Origin of the sequence: [Phormidium] sp. LEGE 05292, from assembly GCF_015207735.1 — a bacterium.
Taxonomy (GTDB): Bacteria; Cyanobacteriota; Cyanobacteriia; order Cyanobacteriales; family Aerosakkonemataceae; genus Floridanema.
The window spans coordinates 1-20,951 of the sequence record NZ_JADEWG010000014.1 but is presented as its reverse complement, the minus strand read 5'-3'; the positions used below and the strand labels follow the sequence as shown (position 1 = coordinate 20,951).

Below are 20,951 nucleotides of genomic sequence, written 5' to 3'. Positions count from 1 at the left end.
AATAGGAGAGGAAATAATTTAAAATAAGCGGGAAGACACTGGAGTGATGAGGTGAAGTGATGAGCAATTGGCGCGATCGCTTTAGCAAAATGACAGGGCGCACCCGCTTTGTTGTCTGTAGAATTTTCATTCATTTAGCAGGAGACGAAGTTGCCCCATTAATTGGCCTACTCAATCAAGTTGGTAGAGAAGCCATTGATGCAGAAGGTGAGATCGACCTATTGGGAGAAGGATTAGAACAAATTTGTCTTGGCCTATTACGAAATGACGTATATTGGCGATCGGCAGCCAATGAAGGAAACGTATTTTGGGACGAAGGTGAAGCAGGCGATGAAGTAAATTTTTTATTCACCGACTCGGCTCAACGTTACAAAAGTGAATCATACACTAGTCAAGAGGTAGGAGAAACCGAACCATTGTCAATTCCAATCACTCATAACTTAATTGTTATGATCACAGTAGCATTTGAAGGCGAAGTGCCTCAATTAGAAACAGATCTTGCCGATATTAACGCTCTCAAAGCTGGTTTAAAAGCCTTGATTAATTTACATTATCAAAGAACTCTCAGAGCCATCCAAGTTCATTGGTCGCCAGCAAAATTAGGTGATGAACTAACCGACGATCAAATACTGGAATATTATCCAGAACTCATCCCCCTATAGTTATATATTTGAAAGTCGGAAGAAATTTTTACCACGCTCTAGAGAGAGATTAACCACAAATCAAAGTTCCTGAAAATAGCATGAATATCAATCGATCGACACTCCGTAAAATCACTGTCCTCTTTCTCTCATTAACCTTGTGTTGGACAACCGTCGCTTGCGGCAGTGGAAACACAGTTTCCAACACACCAACAGGAAATCAGAGCGCCCCCACCAGAACCGTTTCCTCTAAAATCAGTGCTGGAGAATACCCCGTACAACAGGCAAGATACAACGATGCCAACGGCGAATATAGCCTGATGTTGCTCAACACACCACCGGGAACACCCGCCAACTTCCGCACCACAGACTTACAAATGGCCCAACTCACACCAGAGGAAGTTTCCGCAGGCAAAAAGAGTTACCTCAAGGTAGAAAACAACGGTCAAACATCCTTACATATCCCAGAAGACTTCAAAATAGAGTACATCCGCGCAGTCACCGAAACCCGCAACGATCCGCAAACCGGACAACCCCAAACTGTAATCGTTCGTCAAGAAAGCGGTGGTTTCTGGGCACCCTTTGCAGGTGCAGTAGCAGGGAACTTAGTCGGCAATATGTTGTTTGCGCCAAGATACTATGTACCGCCAGTTTATCAACCCGGAATATCTGTAATGAATGGTTACGGTGGATATGGTAATACCTACAGCCAAGCCGCCACTAGCTACCAACAACGGTATAACCAACCACCTGCGGCGGTAAGAAATCGCCCAGCTTATATCCGTACCACAGGTGCCCTGAGAAATTATCCTGGTTCGAGTAGCAGTAGATACAACAGCCCCACCCGCACCACACCCGGACAAAGAGCCACAGGTTCCGGTTTTGGTTCGAGTACCCTGAGACAATCAGGTAGATCTGCGCCAAGTTCCGATCGCACCTCCAGCTTCGGCAGCGGTGGGCGCAGTCGCAGTACCTCCGGCTTCGGTAGCCGCAGCGGTGGTTTCCGAAGAAGATAGAAGGCTTTTTGAAGTAATACCAATTCTCCGTAAAATTGCGCTTAATCATTGCCCCTCCCGTCTACGGGGAGGGGTTTGGGATGGGGTTCCGTGCAGCGCATCTTCATAGAGAATTGGTATAAGAAGGCACAAGGAAAGAAAGGTTAAAGGGTAGAATTTTCATTATCTCCCCTGCTCCCCCCAAAGCTACTTCATTGTGAAAAAAGAAAACTTGCTCTAATTCAAAGATTAAACGCTATTGTGAGCCTAGCTCTTTAGGGAGCTAGGCTCACCTTTACTTCGGTAGTTAGTCAAAAATCATCTAACCTTGGGAAGATTTGTAAATATAACCACAAGGTAGAAAAGCTTGATGTAATCAGATTATAAGCTGGCGTTATCAGCACAATTACGGGAGAGTTTAAGCGATATCACTTTAGAGATTATGAGTTTGACGAGTGGCTGTTTAACTACAAGCCATCTACTGAGTATTTCTCTGCCTTGAATCTAAGCCGAGTCATCCAGTCTCCATTTGGAAGAATAGACTTGCTTAATGAGGTTGTTATAGCGATTAAATGACACAGAGCGATCGCACTGTTCGCTGTTGGTGATACTCCTACAAGAACTGAGGATACATCCTATGACTAAAAACATCTACGCACTCCTGGTAGCAATAGATAGCTATCACCCAGCATCAGTTCCCATCATTCCTCCTTTAAAAGGTTGCGTTAATGACATTGAAGCGGTAGAGGCATATCTCCAAGAGCGGACTAAAGGGGGTGAATGGAAACTCGCAGAATCTAATAATGTACCCTGGATACTTAAAAATGAACAGGCAACTCGTCAAGCTATTATCAACAGCTTTCAGCAGCATTTGTGCAATGCTAATAGCGATGATGTCATATTCTTCTACTACTCCGGTCATGGTGCTCAAGAGAAGGCAGTAGAAGAATTTTGGCATTTAGAGCCAGACCGCTTAAATGAAACATTGGTTTGTTATGACAGCCGTGTAGAAGATGGCCGAGATTTAGCAGATAAGGAATTAGCCTACCTGATTTCTCAAGTGGCACAGAACAATCCCCATGTCGTCATCATTTTGGACTGTTGCCACTCCGGTTCTGGAACCAGAGATTTGTCTACCGAAGTCACAGTACGTCGTGCACCTGTAGACTCGCGAGAACGACCTTTGAGCAGCTATATTTTTGCCCAAGACAAAATAGCATTAGATAAACTATTAACGTCTTCCTCTAACCTGGAAAAGAAAACTACGGGTATAGTGTTGCCTCAAGGAAGGCACGTTATGCTTTCTGCCTGTCGAGACTACGAGCTAGCAAAGGAATATAAAGCACAAGATGGTCAACCGCGAGGTGCTTTTTCCTACTTCCTTCTAGAAACATTACAGCGAACCAATGGTAGCTTAACGTATCAAGATTTAGCCAGAACTATTAATGCGTTGGTAAGCGGTAAAGTCCAAGACCAATCCCCTCAAGTTGAAGCAACTGACTCGGAGGAATTAAACCAACCCTTTTTAGGTGGTGCAATTACTGAACGTCCTTTCTACTTCACCTTAACTTATAGCAGCAAAGACAAGAGTTGGGCGATCGATGGCGGGGCGTTGCATGGTATTCCTAAATCGAGTGGAGATATCTTGTTGGCAATCTATCCTCTTGAAAGTACCGCAGAACAGTTACGCGAACCAGGAGAAGCTGTATTGCCAGCGCGAGTTACCCAAGTGCTGCCACAACGCAGCAAAGTGGAAATTATCGAGGGTAGCGATCGCAAATTATCTGAAAATGAAAGTTACTGGGCAGTTGTAACCAGCTTGCCAATAGAGCCTTTGAAAGTTTATTTTCAGGGCGAACAAACAGGCGTAGAGCTAGCGCACCAAGCACTTTTAACAGCCCAAGAAAATGAAAAACCTTCGTTGTACGTGCGTCGAGTCGATGAATCTGCCGATGCAGATTACAAATTACTAGCCCGCGATGGACAATACTGGCTCACATTACCTACAGATAATCGTCCTTTGGTTGCACCACTTCCAGAAAAACCCGATCGAGCCAGCTACACACCAGAACGCGCTTTGCAGATTATTCAAAGATTGGAACATATCGCTCGTTGGACTAACACCCTGGAATTGGAAAGCCCAGCCACGACGCGGATTAAGCCAGAGGATCTCAAAATGGAGATTGTCCATTACACAAGTGTTGCCTCTTCATCAAGTGGCGACAACTCCAAGACAACTGCTACACAAGCCTCTGATATGCGCCTAGAGTACGAGTATCATGATGGTACGTGGACTCCACCTACTTTCTATGTCAGGCTAACTAACAATAGCAAGAAAACTCTCTATTGCAATATATTAGACCTAACCGAGAGTTTTGCTGTGTTTGTTCCTTTCTTTCCAGATACGACTAGCGTGCGGCTGCAACCGGGAGAAACTATTGAAGGAGCCTACATCGATTCAGTGGTGCCTGATGAGTTATGGGAACAGGGCATCACTGAGCGTAAGGATAGGCTGAAGCTGATTGTTAGCACGACCGAGTTTAATGCCAGTTTGTTAGAACAAGATGCACTAGACTTGCCTAGATCCACTCAACCGCAGCGATCCCTAGAAGTTGATGAGTTACAGTATCAAGGTACGCTCAACAGCTTGATGAGTCGGGTACAAAGCCGAGAAATGGTAGCTAGCTCTAAAGGCAATACGGATGATTGGATGACTAAGATAGTCACCATTGAAACCCTAAGACCGCAGGCAGCTGGGACAATTGGGCAGCATGATAGCACTCGTTTATTGGGTGGTGCAGTCGAGGTGCAACCTCATCCAAGTTTACAAGCGAAAGTGAGCCTAACTACCGAGCCACAGGCAAGTCGAGATTTAGGCAATCTAATTTTGCCTCCGATCCTGCGGCAAGAACCTCATATAACCCAAGCGTTCCAATTCACAACTAGTCGAGGCAGCGATCCTGGATTGAGTGCCTTGGAGTTATTCGATGTAGAAGATTATACGGTTGTGACACCAGAAACGCCTCTAACTGTGCTATTTGATACAGCTTTGGAGGAGAATGAGTACCTTTTACCGTTGGGTTATGATGGTGAGTTTTTCTTGCCATTAGGTAGAGGGCTAAAGACAGAGAACGGCAAAACCGAGATAAAGCTGGAACGGTTGCCCAGACCCACTGTTAGCAGCCGCAGCTTGCAAGGTTCAATCCGAATTTTCTTGGAAAAAGTAGTGAAAGAAACGCTAGGAGGTTCGTTCGAGTACCCGATTTTAGCCTCCGCCAAGGTCAGAGACGATGGGACGGTTATCTATGAAAAAGATCCGGAGAAGGTAAAAGAATTGGTTGCTCGATCCCAACGAATTGTCCTCTACATTCATGGCATTATTGGCGATACTGAAAGCATGGTGCCTAGTATCCGACAAGCAAGAATTGAGGTGGATGGGCAACAGCATTCGATCGAGGAACTCTATGACGTAGTTCTAACTTTCGACTACGAGAATATCAAAACCACCATTGAGGAAAATGCTCGACTTTTGGGGAAACGACTCGCTGAAGTCGGTTTGGGAGCAAATCACGGCAAAGAGTTGCACGTTGTCGCTCATTCAATGGGCGGGTTGGTTTCCCGCTGGTTTATTGAACAAGAAGGCGGAAATCGAGTTGTTCAACATTTAGTCATGTTGGGTACGCCCAATGGGGGTTCTCCTTGGCCCACCGTACAAGACTGGATTTTTATGGCTTTGGGTATCGGACTCAATCAACTCTCGTTCACTGTTTGGCCTACGAAAGTTGTAGCCCTTTTATTGGGATTTCTGGAAGCGAACGATTATTCGCTCGAACAAATGCAGCCAAATTCTCCTTTCTTGAGAGCTATTGCCGAAAATCCAGACCCTCAAGTTTTCTATACGATTATTGCAGGCGATCGCTCAATCCTTCCAGCCGCTATGCAGGTCGAGTCACAGTTGCAGTCTAGTCCACTACAGCGACTGATGCAGAAGCTTTTTAATAAAGCAGTGGATAAAGTGGTAGATTTAGCCTTCTTCCAGCAGCCTAACGACATTGCGGTGAGTCTAAAGAGCATCAAAAAGGTCAGTGACAACCGCATACCTCCACCCAAAATTTTAGTACCCGATACGGCCTGCGACCATCTCACTTACTTTACAAGTAAAGCAGGGTTGGAAGCCCTGGCTCTAGCACTCTCGTCCAACTCACCTGCATCCAACCGTTGATGGGAAGGGAGTTGTATCTATGCCTGAGTTTAAACGCTCTCTTGCGGTGGTTATTGGTATCGATCGCTATATCGACAATAATATTCCGAAACTGGAAACCGCTGTCAATGATGCCAACAAACTTGCCGACATCTTAGAGAAGAACTATCAATACCAAGTCCTACGGCTGTTAGATGAAGATGCAACTAAGGACAAACTCAGTGCTCTGTTGGCAGCTTTTGAGGAGCAAACACTTGCTTTCCTTGATGGCAGTAAAATCAACTTAGAATCGGATGAGCGACTGTTGTTCTACTTTGCCGGACACGGCATCGCAGATGGACTGGACAATGCTGATGGACCAGTAGGCTTCATAGTCCCCCAAGATGCTCGACAGGATCGGGACTCTTGGCTCTCCATGCAGCGACTGCACGATGCGCTAGTTAAATTGCCGTGCCGTCATTTGTTGATTATCCTTGACTGCTGCTTTGCTGGTACATTCCGTTGGGCAGGACAAGACAGAGAGATGGTGCGATCGCAAAAAGTCTATCGGGAACGCTACGATCGCTTCATCTCTGGTTGCGCTCAGCAAGTGATTACCTCAGCCGCCTATGATGAGAAAGCCGCAGATTCCATCTATCCTTTTGGACAGCGAGGAGATTGTGAAGGACACTCTCCCTTTGCCTCCCTGCTGTTTCAGGCACTAAATGGAGAACCCGACTTTACCAAAGATGGGGCGATCGTTGCGACTGAACTCTATATCTATATAAGAAAGAACATAACCGCTAAACAAACCCCCGAAATTTGTCAACTCAAGCGGCATAACAAAGGGGAGTACATTTTTCTCCTTCCCGGTTTCGATCGCAGTCAATTAGAACAAGCCCCCGCGCTAGATGAAAAAACCAACCCGTACAAGGGATTAGCTTCATTTGAAGAAGACGATAAAGACAAGTTTTTTGGCAGAAAAGCTTTGACCGACGAGCTGCAAAAATGTGTCACGAAAAATCAATTAACGGTGGTACTAGGTGCTTCCGGTTCCGGTAAGTCGAGTTTGGTCAAAGCGGGATTGATTCCTCAATTGAAAAAAAATCCGCAAGAGTGGCGTATCCTAACTCCCGTCCGGCTTGAAGAATCACCCTTCAGGGCTTTGAACAACACGCTGGTTAAGGAAAACTTGCCAGTTGTCAATGTCCAAGCTCCCGAACCTGGAGTAAACACCTTACTAGCAAGATTGGCACAGTGGAGTCAGAATAACCCTAACTCAAAACTACTGCTATTTATCGACCAGTTTGAAGAATTAATCACGTTATGCCGAAATCAAACCGAGCGGGAGGAGTTTTTGCGTGGATTGGCAGAAGCAATCGCGGCTTGCCCAAAGCAGTTTCGTCTGGTGCTGACGCTAAGAAATGACTTTGAAGCGCAATTGAGCGATACGGCTTTGAAGCCGTATTGGACATCAGCTCGGTTTATGGTAAAGCCGATGACGCGGGAAGAATTACGGGAAGTGATTGTGGAACCCGCCGCCGCCAAGGTGATGTATTTTGAGCCACCTACTCTGGTAGACAAGTTAATTGATGAGGTGATGCAGATGCCGGGGGCGTTACCTCTGCTATCGTTCACCCTGAGCGAACTTTACTTCAAGTATATTGACAGTGTTAAGCAGGGGACAAGAAGCGATCGCGCCATTACTAAAACAGATTACGAAGAATTGGGTGGCGTTACGCGCAGCCTCACGCAAAGAGCCGACTTGGAATATGAGAAGTTAAAAAAGCGCGATCGAGCTTATGAACTTACCGTTAAGAATGTAATGCTGCGGATGGTAACAGTAGATGGCAGTGAGTTAGCTCGCAGAAAGGTACTTTTGTCTGAACTGAAGTATCCTCCAGACAAAAATCAGCGGGCACAGAAAGTAATTCAGCAATTTACCGACGCACGCCTGCTAGTCCAAGGTCAAGATAGCGAGGGAAACCTTTATGTTGAGCCTGCCCATGATGCCTTAGTACGGGGATGGCACAAGCTGCTGGTTTGGAAACAACAGGAACATGAAGATTTAATCCTGCAACGACGGCTAACACCTGCGGCTATGGAATGGAACAGCCATCAATTGCCAACGTTTCATTGGAGTGCAAATCCGCGCGATTGGTGGAAGCAGTTTTGGGACAGACAGCAAAAGGCAAAATTTCTTTGGGATGGCGATCCACGTCTTTCTTTCTTGCAGCAGATACTAGATTCAACCGATAACTGGTTCAACAAATTAGAGACTGAATTTGTCCGGCGCAGCCTCCAGCGCCAACGTAACAACCGCCGCTGGACAATTGGATTGGTGACGGCAGGGTTCGCCCTCGTCCTGATGTTCGCAGGATATCAGTGGTATCGAAGCCAAGTCGATCGAATTAAAACCCTGACTGCAACTTCAAAAGAACTCTTTGCCTCAGACCAAAAGTTGGATGCCTTGATAGAAGCTTTAAAAGCAGAAATAAAACTGAAATGGGTAATTGGGGTAGACAGTAAAACTAGGTTTGAGGCTTTGACTGCACTACAACAGGCAGTTTACTGGGTGAGAGAGCGCAACCAATGGCAAGGGCATAATCAAAAAGTCGGGAGCGTCGCTTGGAGTCCCGATGGCAAGATGCTGGCTTCGGGAAGTTATGACGGGACGATCGAACTTTGGAACCAAGATGGCAGTGAGGTATTGAAGAAGCCACTTAAACATAGCTCTGCCGTTTATAGCGTCGCTTGGAGTCCCGATGGCAAGATGCTAGCTTCGGGAAGTGATGACGGGACGATCGAACTTTGGAACCAAGACGGCAGTGAGGTATTGAAGAAGCCACTTAAACATAGCTCTGCCGTTTATAGCGTCGCTTGGAGTCCCGATGGCAAGATGCTAGCTTCGGGAAGTGATGACGGCACCATCACACTCTGGAACCAAGATGGCAAGGAACTCAAGAAGCTCGAACATAGGTCTGCCGTTTATAGCGTCGCTTGGAGTCCCGATGGCAAGATGCTAGCTTCGGGAAGTGATGACGGGACGATCGAACTCTGGAACCAAGATGGCAAGGAACTTAAGACGCTTACAGGGCATAACAAGGCAGTCGCGAGCATCAGCTTCAGCCCTGATAGCAAGTTGCTGATTTCGGGGAGTGATGACAAGAGCGTCATACTCTGGAGTATGGTGGATGGTAAGGAACTCTGGACGCGCAAACAGCATAGCGATTCGGTCAGGGGTGTAGCTTGGAGTCCCGACGGCAAGATGATGGCTTCAGCGAGTATTGACAAAACCGTCATACTCTGGAGTCTTAAGGGCACGCGAATCAGGACGATTAAAAATAGTAGCTGGGTCGAAAGCATAGCTTGGAGTCCCGACGGCAAGATGCTAGCTTGGGGAAATCTTTACGGTACGATCAAATTTTGGATGCTTGAAGGCGAGGAACTCAAGATACTTACAGGGCATAGCGATGTGGTCAGGAGCGTCAGCTTCAGCCCTAATAGCAAGATGCTGGCTTCGGGGAGTGATGACAAGAGTGTTAAACTTTGGAATCTTGGGGGCAAGGAATTAAGGACGATTGAAGAGTATACGGGTAAGGTTTATAGCATAGCTTGGAGTCCCGACGGCAAGATGCTGGCTACAGGGAGTGAGGACACGGAGTACACAACTGTCAAACTTTGGAATCCAGTAAACGGCAAGGAACTCAGGAAGTACTCAGAGCGTAATTCGGTCAGAAGCGTCAGCTTTAGCCCTGATGGTAAACTGCTAGCTTCAGCTAGTGATGACGGTATCATCAAACTTTGGAGCAAAGATAGTAACAAACCCAGGCCACTCGAAGGCCACAACAGTCCAATTTGGAGCGTCAGCTTCAGTCCTGACAGCAAGATGTTGGCTTCGTCGGGAAATAGGAACCAGATCGAACTCTGGAATTTAACGAACGGCAAGGTACAGCCGCTAGGAAACCATAGAGAGCGGGTGAGGAGTGTGGCTTGGAGTCCCAATGGCAAGTTCCTGGTTTCGGGGAGTACCGACGACGACGATAATACCACTATCAAACTCTGGAATTTGGAGAACCGTGAGGAAAGCTCGTTCCACAATGAAGGTGGTGGCTGGGTTTATAGCGTTGCGTGGAGGCCAGACGGTAAGCTGTTGGCTTCGGGTAGTGATAGTGGCACTGTTAAAGTTTGGAACCTTGAGGGTGAGGAAGTGATGAGACTTACGGGGCATAGCAGTGCGGTTAGGAGTGTAGCTTGGAGCCACGACGGTAAGTGGCTGGCTTCGGCTAGTAATGACAAAACTGTGTTGTTGTGGAACTTAGAGTTATTGAATCAAGATATAGCATTGAAGCGTGGGTGCGAATGGGTACGCGGTTATCTGAAGAATACAGAAGAAGATCGTCATCTGTGCGATCGCGTAGCTCTTCCATAAGTATATATTCACAATATAGTTATTTTGTCAATCCGTAAGTCGTATTTATCTGTCTCGATCGTCCCTACTGTTCCGGCTTTTCCGCCCTTTTTCAGCAAGTTTAAAAGGCTTTTTAGAACTCTTTTTAGTGCTAGGTGTTGTAGATTTCTGTTTTCCAAGTTCACCATGTACTTTTGACCACCAATGCTGTTGAGAAGTCCACCAAAAAGCAACTTCTTTACAGCTACTTTGCCTATTTTTCACATTAGAACATCTCAACATTGTTTTAGATTCACCAGTTTTTTTGTCAGAATAGTTGTACTTCTCCAACGGTGAATTACAAACTGGACAAAAGAATTGGGTTAAATTTTCTGCTGGCTCAGTGTTAGTTGAACGTTCTGAATAAGGTAATTCATATTTTCCGCTACGTTCATTCATAAACATCACTGCACCACATCCATCCTGACGTTTATCGCAACTGAGAAAATGACCTGCTTTTACTTTCGCTGATTTGGATGGAACTTTTACCATCTGTTTGCTACACTTGGGACATAAAATGTCTACAGTTTCAAGATTAGACTTTTTAGATACTGTCGAATTCGATTTATTAGGATTTGCTTTTACTGCTTGAATCGCTTTTTTTAATGCAGGTTCAAAATATTCTCGATTCCAAGTAGTTAACCATTGTTCCCAGTTTTGTTTGCCTTCTGCGATCGTATCTAGTTGCTTTTCCATCTGTGCTGTAAATTCAGATGTAATCAAATCTGGCAAAACTGTTTCTAAAAAAGCATCCAACTCCATACCTAATTGAGTCGGTTGCACCTTACTTTTAGATAATTGTACATATCCACGTTCTTTTAAGGTTTTGATTGTGGGAGAATAAGTGCTAGGTCTACCGATACCTTTTCGCTCCATTAATTGCACTAATTTTGGTTCGGTAAAACGAGGTGGTGGCTGTGTTTGTTTCTTTTCTGAATCAGCTTTTTTCAGTATAACTGCTTGTCCTTGGACAACATTTGGTAGTTGCACATCCTCGCTAATATTATTCCAATATCTGGTGTAACCAGCAAATAATAATACTTGTCCTCTTGCTTCCCAAAATATCTCAGCAGACTGGGTAATAATTCGCGTTTTAGCTATTTGTGCGGGACGACATTGGGAAGCAACAGCACGATTCCAAATTAACTCGTAAAGGTCAGCTTCGTCAGCACCTATTTGAGTTTGTAATTGTTCGGGTAATCGGTTAACATCTGTAGGTCGAATGGCTTCATGTGCTTCTTGTGCGCTTTGTTTAGAACGATGTTTTGTAGTAAATGCTGGTACATTTTCTGGGTCATTTTCTTGTAAATATTGCCGGACAGCAGCACAAAATTGGTCGGACAATGCTACTGAGTCAGTTCGCATATAAGTTATGTAACCTGCTTCATAAAGCGACTGGGCAATTTTCATTGTTTGCTCTGGACTTTTCCGCAGTTTGGCACCAGCAGCTTGTTGAAGTGTGGAGGTAATAAAAGCAGCTGGAGGTGATTGATTTACGGTTTTATTTTCAATATTAATTACTTGATGGGGATTAGCTTTGGCAATGGCTACTAATCTGTCAGCTTCGGCTTGAGTTTTTACTCGATCGGATTCAGGTTTAGAATCGCTTTTAGCTGCTGCATCATCTATTTCGGAAGGGTTTTCTTGTTTAGTTTTGTTCGGATTAGCTCGATAAAATGCTTTAAATCCTTCTTTGTATTCTACCCAAACAGACCAGTAATCTTCAGGAACAAAGGCGATAATTTCTTTTTCTCGTTGACAGAGAAGATGCAAGGTGGCGCTTTGGACTCGACCCATTGATTTTGCACCGTTGTTGAGTGCCCAAACTAAATGTTTGCTACCTTTGTAACCGACTAATTTATCGAGACAATCTCTAGCACGACCTGCGGCGATTAGGTTTTGGTCGAGGGTTTTGGGATTGGCGATCGCACTCATTACCGCCGCTTTAGTAATCTCGGTATAAGTAACTCTTTTGGGTTGTTTTAATCGCAGTTCTTGGGCTAAATGCCAGCCAATTGTTTCGCCTTCGCGATCGGGATCTGTGGCAATATAAACATCTGTGGTTTCTTTGATTGCTTGACGAAGTTCGCTCAATACTTTTCTACCGCGACCTGCTTTTGGTTCATAGCGACAACGAACTTGGGAGCCTTCTAAATCAAATCCTAAAGCGTCTTCTCCATCTAAGGCTAATTCGCGGATATGACCCATGCTAGCTTTAACTAGCCAACCATTACCTAAAATTTGGCTTAATTTTTTGATTTTTCCTGGTGATTCTATGAGTAACAGTTTGGTCATATCCGCACCTATTTGTTATTAAATAATTTTAAATATTTATGTAATCTTTTGAAAATTTTAACAATATTTATTTTAACAGATTGATACTCTAATTATCAACAAAAACATTGAAATTTATCTGTATTTAAGGAACGCGATCGCATTCCGCTACGCTAACAAAAGTAGAGGCAGAGCCTCTGTTTTTCGTTTCCAGGTTGAACCTGGGAACGAGTCAATCTCAATTCATGACGTTAGGGAAAATCTAAGAACTCGTTTCAGGAACCGGATATTGATCGAAGCGTTGCATCAAATCGAGTAGTTCCTCCTGAGAAGGTTGTCGCCCATCTTTCGTCAATTGTGCCAACCCCTCAAAATACTGCTCGCGAGAATCCGCCGGACAAAACATAATCAACAAGGTAGCCTGGGTTTGTCCGACATTAGAAAACCCGTGAGGCGTATTCTCTGGTACCAGCATGAAGGCTTTTGGTTGAGCAACGACGCGGCGTTCGCCCAGAACTAGTTCAATCTCACCTTCGACTACATAAAACATTTCCGTAAGTTCTTTGTGAATGTGAGGACTGGCTCCATTAGCTCCCGGTTCCATGACAAACTCAAATAATCCAAAATGTCCGTGAGTATCTTTGCCTGTGGCTTTAAACGTGCAGGTACTAGTGCGAATTTGCACCGAGCGCCCTTCTCCAGGTTGCAAGATCAAAGGTAATGACATAGAAATCTCCTGATAATTTAAGGGTTTGGCAAGTATGACATTGACTTTGTAAAGAGAGTTCTTTAGTTTGTAAATATGACAAAGAAAACACTTCCTCAAGAAACCGCAGTTCGGACAAGGCGGACGATCGTACAGTTGTTAAAGCAAGAGGGTAGCCTAGATGCCGAAACCCTCGCTTCTCGCTTGGGTATTACGGCAATGGCAGTGCGACAGCATCTCTATGCCTTGCAGGAAGAACAGTTAGTCACCTATCAGGAACAACCCCGCCAAATGGGGCGGCCTGCGAAATTATGGCAGTTGACAGCATCAGCCTCACGCTTTTTCCCAGAAGGATACGCAGAACTCACCTTAAGTCTACTTAATTCAGTGAAAGAAGCCTTTGGGGAAGCAGGATTAGACCGTTTGCTAGAAATTCGCACTCGACAACAGATTGAAAGTTACACTCAGCAACTCAAAGGGAAGCGAAAGTTATTGCAACGATTGAACAACTTAGCCCAGATTCGCAGCAATGAAGGCTACATGGCTCAATTACAAAGTAATCCAGATGGATCGTTTTTGTTAGTAGAAAATCACTGTCCCATTTGCGCCGCTGCAACCGCTTGTACGGGACTGTGTGCCAAAGAACTAGAAACCTTTCAATCAGTGCTAGGGGATGAAGTCAACATTGAGCGTGTTGAGCATATCATTGCTGGAGAACGACGCTGTGCTTATCAAATTCGCTCTTTTGGGGACTAGGGATTGGGAAAAGTTTTGAGTTTTTAGGGGCGAGTTTAGCCAATATCTTAAGCTAACCACCAAGGCGGTTAAGGCAAAATGAAAAGCCAGAAACCTTGTTTTTACGGTTTTTCCCTTCTGCCTTCTGCCTTCTGCCTTCTGCCTAACCTCATTCATGAGTGCGGCAAGTATTCAAGAGGTAATTTAGTTTTGCTAATGCACGAAGAGGATTTTTACCGCGCAAGGGCGCAACAATCACGGCTTCAAAGGGATTTCTGCCCGTTCGCCTCACTGCCGCGATCGCTTCCTTCTGGGATAAACTCCGCCCAGCGATCAGCCAAGCAGCAAGAATCTGTCCCGTTCTTCCAATACCGCCCGAACAGTGAACAACGGTTTTTTGTTGGTATCGATCGGACGTGAACAGAAACGGTAAAATCTGGTTGTGAAGGGTAGCAAGATCGCAAATCTCAAAATCCACGATCGCTGCCCAACAAACATTTTCAGTACCAAACTCCAACTTGTAAGAATCTAATAAATTGGGATAACGAATCAATTGTTCTTCTGCTAATAAGCAACAAACTCGTTGAATATCCTGGCTTTTCATAAACTCAATCCAGGCTTTGATTTGCTTTTCAGAATATCCAGGTCTGGAAGCCCCAAAAACAATTGATTCATTTTTACAGGCTGCTGCAAATTTATACATCTTCTGATTCTTCAAACAATCGATCGCCTCGATGCAGTCGATACGCCATCTGATAGGTTTGTTCTTGCGAACGCATCGTCGGAGCATGAGCCGCCAAATATCGCGCGGTTGCTACCAACACAGGCACTCCTTCCAATGTCTCAGACAACTGATTATACAAACGAAATGCTGCTTCGATCGATTGAATCACATGAAAATCTCGATTCTCCCGCAACATCAGTTTTGCCAGCATCGCCATCAAGCGTTCTGGATTACCACCACTGTAAAGATATTGTGCCACCAACCGCCCCGTTTCGTTAACTTGCTGTTGGCGATCGAGCAGTTCTGGTAAGCGATCGAGTAATGATTCTTTTTCGGTAACATTATCCTTCGGTTCCGGTAATCGAGCAGGTGGTACATTGAGAAAACGATTCAGATATACGCTCATTGCTGCATCGAATACACCCCGCAAAAGCTCAAGAGTTGGTACTCGTCGAATCCCTTGCTGCACAGCATTAGCAAATGTAAAAGGATGATGGGCGCTGTTCCAATCACCATGATCGTTATTGGTATTGAATCGTGCCACTCTCAGCGCCGCAGCATAAGCAACGATTTGGGCTAATTGTACTTCAGTGCAACCTGACTGCAACGCATTCAACAAACTATCTGCGATCGCTTGTGCATCATCACCCAACAAAACGGTTAGCAACTCTGGAGGTTGAACCCATTGTCCTCGTTGCGATTGCCCAGATTCTAGCGCCGCAGGTAATTGTTCAAATGCAGCTAAAAGAATGGCAACCAAATCCACTGGATAACGCCAAGAACTTGATTCTTCCATGCGTGTAGCACTTGCCAAAGGAACCACCAAGCTTGCTAGTACAGGTTCAGCTTCTTGCCAATCGATCGCATCCAATGCTTCCAAAGCCTTATTAATAAAATCGAGAACGTGACCAACATCAAGATAACGATGGTCAGTTGCAGCCGCAAATAACATGGAGGCAATCTGAGTTCGGCTGATTCCCGATCGCACAGCTGTCATTAAACAACGTTCTGCGGCTTCATTGTCGCGTTGTTCAATAAACTGACGAAACCAAGCTTTTAAGGTAGGAAAGTCAAGATTAGCCGTAGGTAAAGGATGTACGCGAAAATGAGGTGGTGCTTCGGCAGAGTCTCGTGCCACAGCAGACAATCCTTGATACAAAGCACGGGGGCGATCGCTCTCTTCCAAATAGGGCATGATATTCATCATGCAGGTAAGCATAGTCAATCCGGTATCCCATCCAGCTTTGTGATAACGAGTACCAAAGGCTAAACCGACCTGAAACGGTTGGGTTGGTTCTACACCCAAGTCTAAAAGAGCGATCGCTGACTTCGCAATCACCAGCGAGATTCCTTGCTCCAATCCATCAAGTAATCGCTGTTGCTGATGAATTTCTGGATCGACTTGCGGTGCGACATCAATCCAAATTTCCCCGTTTTCGATTTGTACTGGGAACGATCGCACATCATCAGCCCAAGAATCAAAAGTACCCCCGCTTGCCAAGTCGAAACGAGCGTAATGCCAAGGACAGGTGACAATGCCATCTTTACACACGCTGCCATGCAGAGGAAAACCCATGTGCGGACAACGGTTGTCGATCGCATAAACGCGATCGTTACTGTAAAACAGCGCAATAGTCTGTTGGTTCAAGCGAACGAGTAATTGCCCTTTCTCCTGGAGTTCTGCCACATAAGCAGCACGCACCAGGGATTTTGGTTGCACTGAAATGTTAGTCATAGTTTTTAAAGAACTTCCTTTAGAAACTATCCTAAGCAAGTTGACCCAGTTTGTAAAGGAAACTTTTTCCAGTTTATTAGCTAATACCAATTCTCTGTAAAATTGCGTTTAGTCATTGCCCCTCCCCGTCTACGGGGAGGGGTTTGGGGTGGGGTTCCGTACAGCGCATCTTTATAGAGAATTTGGATAATCGCTGATTTTTTCCGGTTCAAAAAAACCTTTTAATTCTGAAACTTCCCTTCCTGCCAACTACCTTGTAACTTAGTACCATCAGCATAAGTATAAATCCCTTTGCCGTGCTTATCTCCATTACGAAATTCTCCATCGTAACTGTCGCCATTAGCGTATTTACAAACAGCTTTACCATTCAAATTCCCAGCACTAAATTCTCCCTCACATCGATCGCCATTCGCAAACACATAAACTCCCCTACCTTGAAACTTCCCTTGTTGAAAATCACCTTCATAACGGTTATTATTCGCAAAGGTAAACACTCCTTTTCCATTAAATTGCCCGTCTTTAAATTCTCCTTTATAAGTTCCTTCTTTGGCTATAGTCAAACTTCCCTGCCCTTCGGGTTTACCATTGCGAAAACTGCCTTCGTAACGATTCCCATTCGGATATTCTCTTACTCCAACCCCGTTAAATTGACCATTACTAAATTCGCCTTTATAACTACCACTATCGGCAAAAGTATAAACACCTTTACCACTGGGTTGATTATTACTTAACTCACCTTCGTAACGGTTGCCATTGGCATAAACACAGTTACCAGTACCGCTAATTTGACCGTTAGTAACATTTCCCGAACATTTATTGCCATTGGCAAAAGTGTAAGTCCCTTTACCATTAGGTGTGCCATCTTTAAATTCTCCTTCGTAACGACCGCCACTAGCGGTAATATAAACTCCAGTACCATTTGGTTGTCCATTGCTAAATTGGCCTTCGTAGCGATCGCCATCTGGATATTCCCAAACTCCTTTCCCATTAATTTGATTGTCTTTAAATTCCCCGGTATAACGGCTTTTATCCGCAAAAGTATAAACTCCTGTGCCTTCTTTTTTACCGTTAGTGTAATTGCCTTCGTAGCGATCGCCATTCGCATACTGACAAACACTCTTCCCATTCAGTTGACCATTGCTAACTTCTCCTTCACAACGACCACCATCAGGTAAATTAATGACAGCAGCTTCTACAAGAAAAGGAGAAGTAATTACAGCGCAAATTGTGAGGAATCCAATTCCAAATTGTGATGTTAATTTCAGCATAAAAACACTAATTTTCTAGACCTAAATTTTCCTGGCGTTGGCTTTCTCTTTCTCGCCGCTGACGCTCATTTTGTTCTCGACGTTGACGCGCTTGGCGTTCAAAATCAGAACCACTTGTAGCAAAATTAATTGCTAATTTTACAGTTCTCCGTCCTTCATCTGGAGGGGCAAATCGCATTTTTTGTACTGCTTCCACAGCTGCTCGATCTAATCTGCTATTACCGCTAGATTCAGCAACTTGTGGATCGGCTGTGCTACCATCTGCTTCAACTACAAATTGAACTACTGGTCTACCTTCCAAATTTTCCACATCTGGCGGATAATCAGGATTGCATTGACTAACACAGCGCAATCCTCCACCTCTTCCACTTCTTCTCGCTGTTCTACGATTTCCGCCTGAATTATCCCCTTCTTGTCTATTACTTCTAGCAGGTGGCTGATTGACTGCTACCCCTGTTGAAGTTCCAGGTGTTGTCGGAGAAGTTTGAGGATTACTTGTACCGGAAGGAGATCCAAAGTTATTACTAGAATCGTTATTACTAAAACTGTTTCTAAATCCTCGGTTATTAGTAGCAGTTTGCAGTGGTTGATTTCCACCTACAGGTCGATTGTTTGGGCGTTGATTATTTGCTGTTACTTGTCCCGGAATTCCAGGAGTTCCATTTGAAATATCACTCCCCGGATTAGTAGTTGGTGGAGAATTATTACTATTAGCAATACTGTCTCTAAATTTCCGATCGCCATTTGTAGAAGTTAGTAAAGGTTGACTGGTTGCTGTTGGTTTATTAGTAATATTTTCTCGATTTGTGCTTACTTCTCCTGGGATTCCCGGATTCATTAGGGAATTATCATCACCAGGAGTTGTTCCAGATGTCGAGTTGTTATTAGCAGCAATGCGATCGCGCAGCGTGGCGTTAGCCCTATCACGGAATTCCCGATTCCCTGCTACCGATGATTCTAGTGGTTGACTCGTAACTCTGGAATTATCCACAAGCGGTTGTTGATTTGCATTCAATCCTCTTGGTAATTGAGGCGTTTCCTCAGTTCTGCTTTCCTTCTCAACAGGTTGTTGCGTTTGGGCCAACCGATCTTTAAAATCCCTCGCCCTTGCTAAAGGGGTTTGCAAAGGTTGGGGAGTATTAGCTGTTTCTGTTTTCGGTTTTGTCAGAGGTGGATCTGGTTTTTGCAAATCTTCTCTCACTGTTTCGGAAATTTTTGGCGGTGGTAATGTTTCTGCAACTTTTTCTGGTTCTGCTATATCGGGAGTTTTTATTGGTTCTGCTTCCTTTACTTCCTCTGGTTCAACAGGTTTTTCTAAAGGTTTTGGTAGTTCCACTTTTGGGGTGGGAATTGGTTCTGGAGTTGGTGTAGGAATTGGTTCTGGAGTTGGAGTGGGAATGATTTTTTCTGGTGTCGGCGTAACTACTGGTTGCGGGGTGGGTTTTGGGATTTTTACTTCCAGCTTTTGAACTTCGGGTTCTGGTGTATCCAAAACTACTACTTCTATTGGATCTTCTGCCAATGAGGGTTCTTTTGGCAACAATAGGGCAAAGCCGAAAGCTAAAACAATATGCAATACTGTTGAGCCTGCTATGCTGTAAGCCAAAATGCTTTTAAATGCTGCTTTCTCTTTCTCTCGCTGTTCTAAACAAAAGCTGGAAATGCTCATGCCCTAAACTTCTTCCCCAAAATGCACATTAGTTATTGGCAACAAACAGGCGCTTTGTGCGATCGCTTTCGGCAGTCCCGGCTTTGTTGCTCTTAGTTGAAAATTATTTTCACTTATTTGGATAACTTAGAACGATCGCGTACAAATGTCAATCCCAGTAAAAATGAACTTGAAACTGCCTCTGTTCGCGCAATAGAAGCATTTAACCCTGATTATTTCCCGAAAAAACCCTGGAAAATTTTTAGTTAGAAGTTCCCTATTGCAATTTTTTTGTTTTAAGCTATTATCTTTATTGCGAATATTTTTAATTTATTCCGCTACAATACTTCTGAGCAAAGGTTGAAAAAAGAGTATGAAAGTAGCAGTTGAGTATTTCTTGGCTGGCGGTATTGTCTCTTGGCCATTATTAGCATTTTCGATATTCGGGATCGCAATGGTTATAGAACGCTGTTTGTTTTGGTACCAGGTGCGTCGTCGTCAGAGTCGAGTAATACGAGAGTTTTTGAAACTTTATCCACTAAAGCCGAGTACATCAATCAATTTACTCAAGCAAAACGCCGATTTACCGTTGGCGCGAATATTTCTCGAAGCCTTAGAATTAGATTCTCCTAATCCAGAAGAATTTCGCTTAGCTTTAGAAAGTGCGGCACAGGCAGAAATTCCGACTTTAAAGCGATTTAATAATGGTTTTGAAACCATTATTGCCTTATCTCCTTTATTAGGTTTATTGGGAACTGTCTTAGGCTTAATGACTGCTTTTTCTTCTTTAAGACTTGGTGATGTAGGGGGAACTCAAGCTAAAGGTGTAACTGGTGGTATTAGTGAAGCTTTGATTTCTACTGTTATGGGATTAGTGGTGGCAATTGCTACACTAATGTTTGCTAATACATTTCGCAGTTTTTACATAAAACAATTGGCAATGATTCAAGAATACGGTGGTCAATTGGAATTGTTATATCGTCGTCAGTACGAACAAGGAAAAAAATCTTATGCGTCTACCTGATGAATCGGAAAAAAATGTGGTAATTAATGTTACGTCGATGATTGATGTAATATTTTGTGTTTTGGCTTATTTTGTTGTTTCTTCTTTGTCTTTAATTCGTTCTGAAGGTTTGCCTGTAAATTTACCCCAAGCTTCCACAGCACAACCACAAAAGACAGAACAAATTAATGTATCGATTTTACCTGATGGTGCGATCGCTCTCGATCGCCAACCAATTCAATTAGAAAAGCTAGAAGCTGAAGTAACAGCCAAAATTCCTCCCAACACGGAATCCTTGGTAATTTTAAATGCAGATAAAGTAGTGCAGCACGGTCGTGTAGTAGAAGTAATGGATAAATTACGTCGAGTTAAAGGTGCTAAATTAGCGATCGCTACTCAAAAACAATGATTACAAATAAATAATTGAAACTCCTGAGAGGCTCCAAGGGAAGAAAGGCAAGAAAGGCAGAAGGAAAAAAGGCAAGAAAGGCAAGAAAGGCTCCAAGCAAAGAAAGGGGAAAAGTGAAAGGTTATTACCCTTGTGTCCTTGTCCCCTTGTGTCCTTGTCCCCATCTCCCCATCTCCCCATCTC

Annotated in this window: 13 protein-coding genes; 7 read left to right on the top strand and 6 right to left on the bottom strand. The window is 44.2% G+C overall.

The genetic code is table 11. The annotated features are described in order from the left end of the window. Positions 1-59 precede the first annotated feature (59 nt). The 4 genes from IQ264_RS06445 to IQ264_RS06430 all read left to right on the top strand — a co-directional run bounded on the left by IQ264_RS06445 (position 60) and on the right by IQ264_RS06430 (position 10,248). Positions 60-662, top strand: coding sequence for a DUF1517 domain-containing protein (locus IQ264_RS06445; protein WP_193979733.1), 603 nt, complete (start codon positions 60-62; stop codon positions 660-662). 80 nt (positions 663-742) lie between these two features. Beyond that, entirely contained in the window at positions 743-1,657 is a 915-nt protein-coding gene (locus tag IQ264_RS06440; protein ID WP_193979731.1) for a hypothetical protein, read from the top strand. A 616-nt stretch (positions 1,658-2,273) separates the two neighbouring features. Then, the gene (locus IQ264_RS06435; protein ID WP_193979729.1) at positions 2,274-5,858 is read left to right on the top strand and encodes a caspase family protein; all 3,585 of its coding nucleotides are present in this window, start codon (positions 2,274-2,276) and stop codon (positions 5,856-5,858) included. Positions 5,859-5,877: 19 nt separating this feature from the next. Further along, entirely contained in the window at positions 5,878-10,248 is a 4,371-nt protein-coding gene (locus IQ264_RS06430) for an eIF2A-related protein (protein ID WP_193979728.1), read from the top strand. Between the two features lie 45 nt (positions 10,249-10,293). On the opposite strand, the gene topA is transcribed toward IQ264_RS06430, so the two are convergent. Together topA and IQ264_RS06420 are read right to left on the bottom strand one after the other, a co-directional pair. Beyond that, complete coding sequence (topA, locus tag IQ264_RS06425; RefSeq protein WP_193979726.1) at positions 10,294-12,561, bottom strand: type I DNA topoisomerase; 2,268 nt, start codon at positions 12,559-12,561, stop codon at positions 10,294-10,296. Positions 12,562-12,802: 241 nt separating this feature from the next. Further along, positions 12,803-13,267 carry a cupin domain-containing protein gene (locus IQ264_RS06420; RefSeq protein WP_193979725.1) on the bottom strand — a complete coding sequence of 155 codons (465 nt, stop codon included), beginning with the start codon at positions 13,265-13,267 and terminating at the stop codon, positions 12,803-12,805. 75 nt (positions 13,268-13,342) lie between these two features. On the opposite strand from IQ264_RS06420, the gene IQ264_RS06415 reads away from it, so the two are divergent. Beyond that, the gene (locus IQ264_RS06415; RefSeq protein WP_193979723.1) at positions 13,343-14,002 is read left to right on the top strand and encodes a helix-turn-helix transcriptional regulator; all 660 of its coding nucleotides are present in this window, start codon (positions 13,343-13,345) and stop codon (positions 14,000-14,002) included. A 148-nt stretch (positions 14,003-14,150) separates the two neighbouring features. On the opposite strand, the gene IQ264_RS06410 is transcribed toward IQ264_RS06415, so the two are convergent. From IQ264_RS06410 to IQ264_RS06395, 4 genes are all read right to left on the bottom strand, one after another. Further along, positions 14,151-14,684, bottom strand: coding sequence for a protein-tyrosine phosphatase family protein (locus tag IQ264_RS06410; protein ID WP_193979722.1), 534 nt, complete (start codon positions 14,682-14,684; stop codon positions 14,151-14,153). Then, complete coding sequence (locus IQ264_RS06405; protein ID WP_193979720.1) at positions 14,677-16,440, bottom strand: Rieske (2Fe-2S) protein; 1,764 nt, start codon at positions 16,438-16,440, stop codon at positions 14,677-14,679. The genes IQ264_RS06410 and IQ264_RS06405 overlap by 8 nt, the downstream gene beginning before the upstream one ends. Before the next feature lie 221 nt (positions 16,441-16,661). After that, positions 16,662-17,708: an MORN repeat-containing protein gene (locus IQ264_RS06400; RefSeq protein WP_193979718.1), complete on the bottom strand. Its 1,047-nt coding sequence runs from the start codon at positions 17,706-17,708 to the stop codon at positions 16,662-16,664. 7 nt (positions 17,709-17,715) lie between these two features. Further along, entirely contained in the window at positions 17,716-19,377 is a 1,662-nt protein-coding gene (locus IQ264_RS06395; RefSeq protein WP_193979716.1) for an energy transducer TonB, read from the bottom strand. Between the two features lie 352 nt (positions 19,378-19,729). Between IQ264_RS06395 and IQ264_RS06390 the strand changes: the two genes are divergently transcribed. Together IQ264_RS06390 and IQ264_RS06385 are read left to right on the top strand one after the other, a co-directional pair. Next, on the top strand, positions 19,730-20,380 hold the full coding sequence (locus tag IQ264_RS06390) for a MotA/TolQ/ExbB proton channel family protein (RefSeq protein WP_193979714.1): 651 nt from the start codon (positions 19,730-19,732) through the stop codon (positions 20,378-20,380). Further along, positions 20,367-20,768, top strand: coding sequence for an ExbD/TolR family protein (locus IQ264_RS06385; protein WP_193979712.1), 402 nt, complete (start codon positions 20,367-20,369; stop codon positions 20,766-20,768). The genes IQ264_RS06390 and IQ264_RS06385 overlap by 14 nt, the downstream gene beginning before the upstream one ends. Positions 20,769-20,951: the final 183 nt, after the last annotated feature.

What these genes read in the sequence shown, in the direction of transcription:
- IQ264_RS06445 (WP_193979733.1), top strand. Translation starts at nt 60, where the DNA reads ATGAGCAATTGGCGCGATCGCTTTAGCAAAATGACAGGGCGCACCCGC.
- IQ264_RS06440 (WP_193979731.1), top strand. Translation starts at nt 743, where the DNA reads ATGAATATCAATCGATCGACACTCCGTAAAATCACTGTCCTCTTTCTC.
- IQ264_RS06435 (WP_193979729.1), top strand. Translation starts at nt 2,274, where the DNA reads ATGACTAAAAACATCTACGCACTCCTGGTAGCAATAGATAGCTATCAC.
- IQ264_RS06430 (WP_193979728.1), top strand. Translation starts at nt 5,878, where the DNA reads ATGCCTGAGTTTAAACGCTCTCTTGCGGTGGTTATTGGTATCGATCGC.
- topA (WP_193979726.1), bottom strand. Translation starts at nt 12,561, where the DNA reads ATGACCAAACTGTTACTCATAGAATCACCAGGAAAAATCAAAAAATTA.
- IQ264_RS06420 (WP_193979725.1), bottom strand. Translation starts at nt 13,267, where the DNA reads ATGTCATTACCTTTGATCTTGCAACCTGGAGAAGGGCGCTCGGTGCAA.
- IQ264_RS06415 (WP_193979723.1), top strand. Translation starts at nt 13,343, where the DNA reads ATGACAAAGAAAACACTTCCTCAAGAAACCGCAGTTCGGACAAGGCGG.
- IQ264_RS06410 (WP_193979722.1), bottom strand. Translation starts at nt 14,684, where the DNA reads ATGTATAAATTTGCAGCAGCCTGTAAAAATGAATCAATTGTTTTTGGG.
- IQ264_RS06405 (WP_193979720.1), bottom strand. Translation starts at nt 16,440, where the DNA reads ATGACTAACATTTCAGTGCAACCAAAATCCCTGGTGCGTGCTGCTTAT.
- IQ264_RS06400 (WP_193979718.1), bottom strand. Translation starts at nt 17,708, where the DNA reads ATGCTGAAATTAACATCACAATTTGGAATTGGATTCCTCACAATTTGC.
- IQ264_RS06395 (WP_193979716.1), bottom strand. Translation starts at nt 19,377, where the DNA reads ATGAGCATTTCCAGCTTTTGTTTAGAACAGCGAGAGAAAGAGAAAGCA.
- IQ264_RS06390 (WP_193979714.1), top strand. Translation starts at nt 19,730, where the DNA reads ATGAAAGTAGCAGTTGAGTATTTCTTGGCTGGCGGTATTGTCTCTTGG.
- IQ264_RS06385 (WP_193979712.1), top strand. Translation starts at nt 20,367, where the DNA reads ATGCGTCTACCTGATGAATCGGAAAAAAATGTGGTAATTAATGTTACG.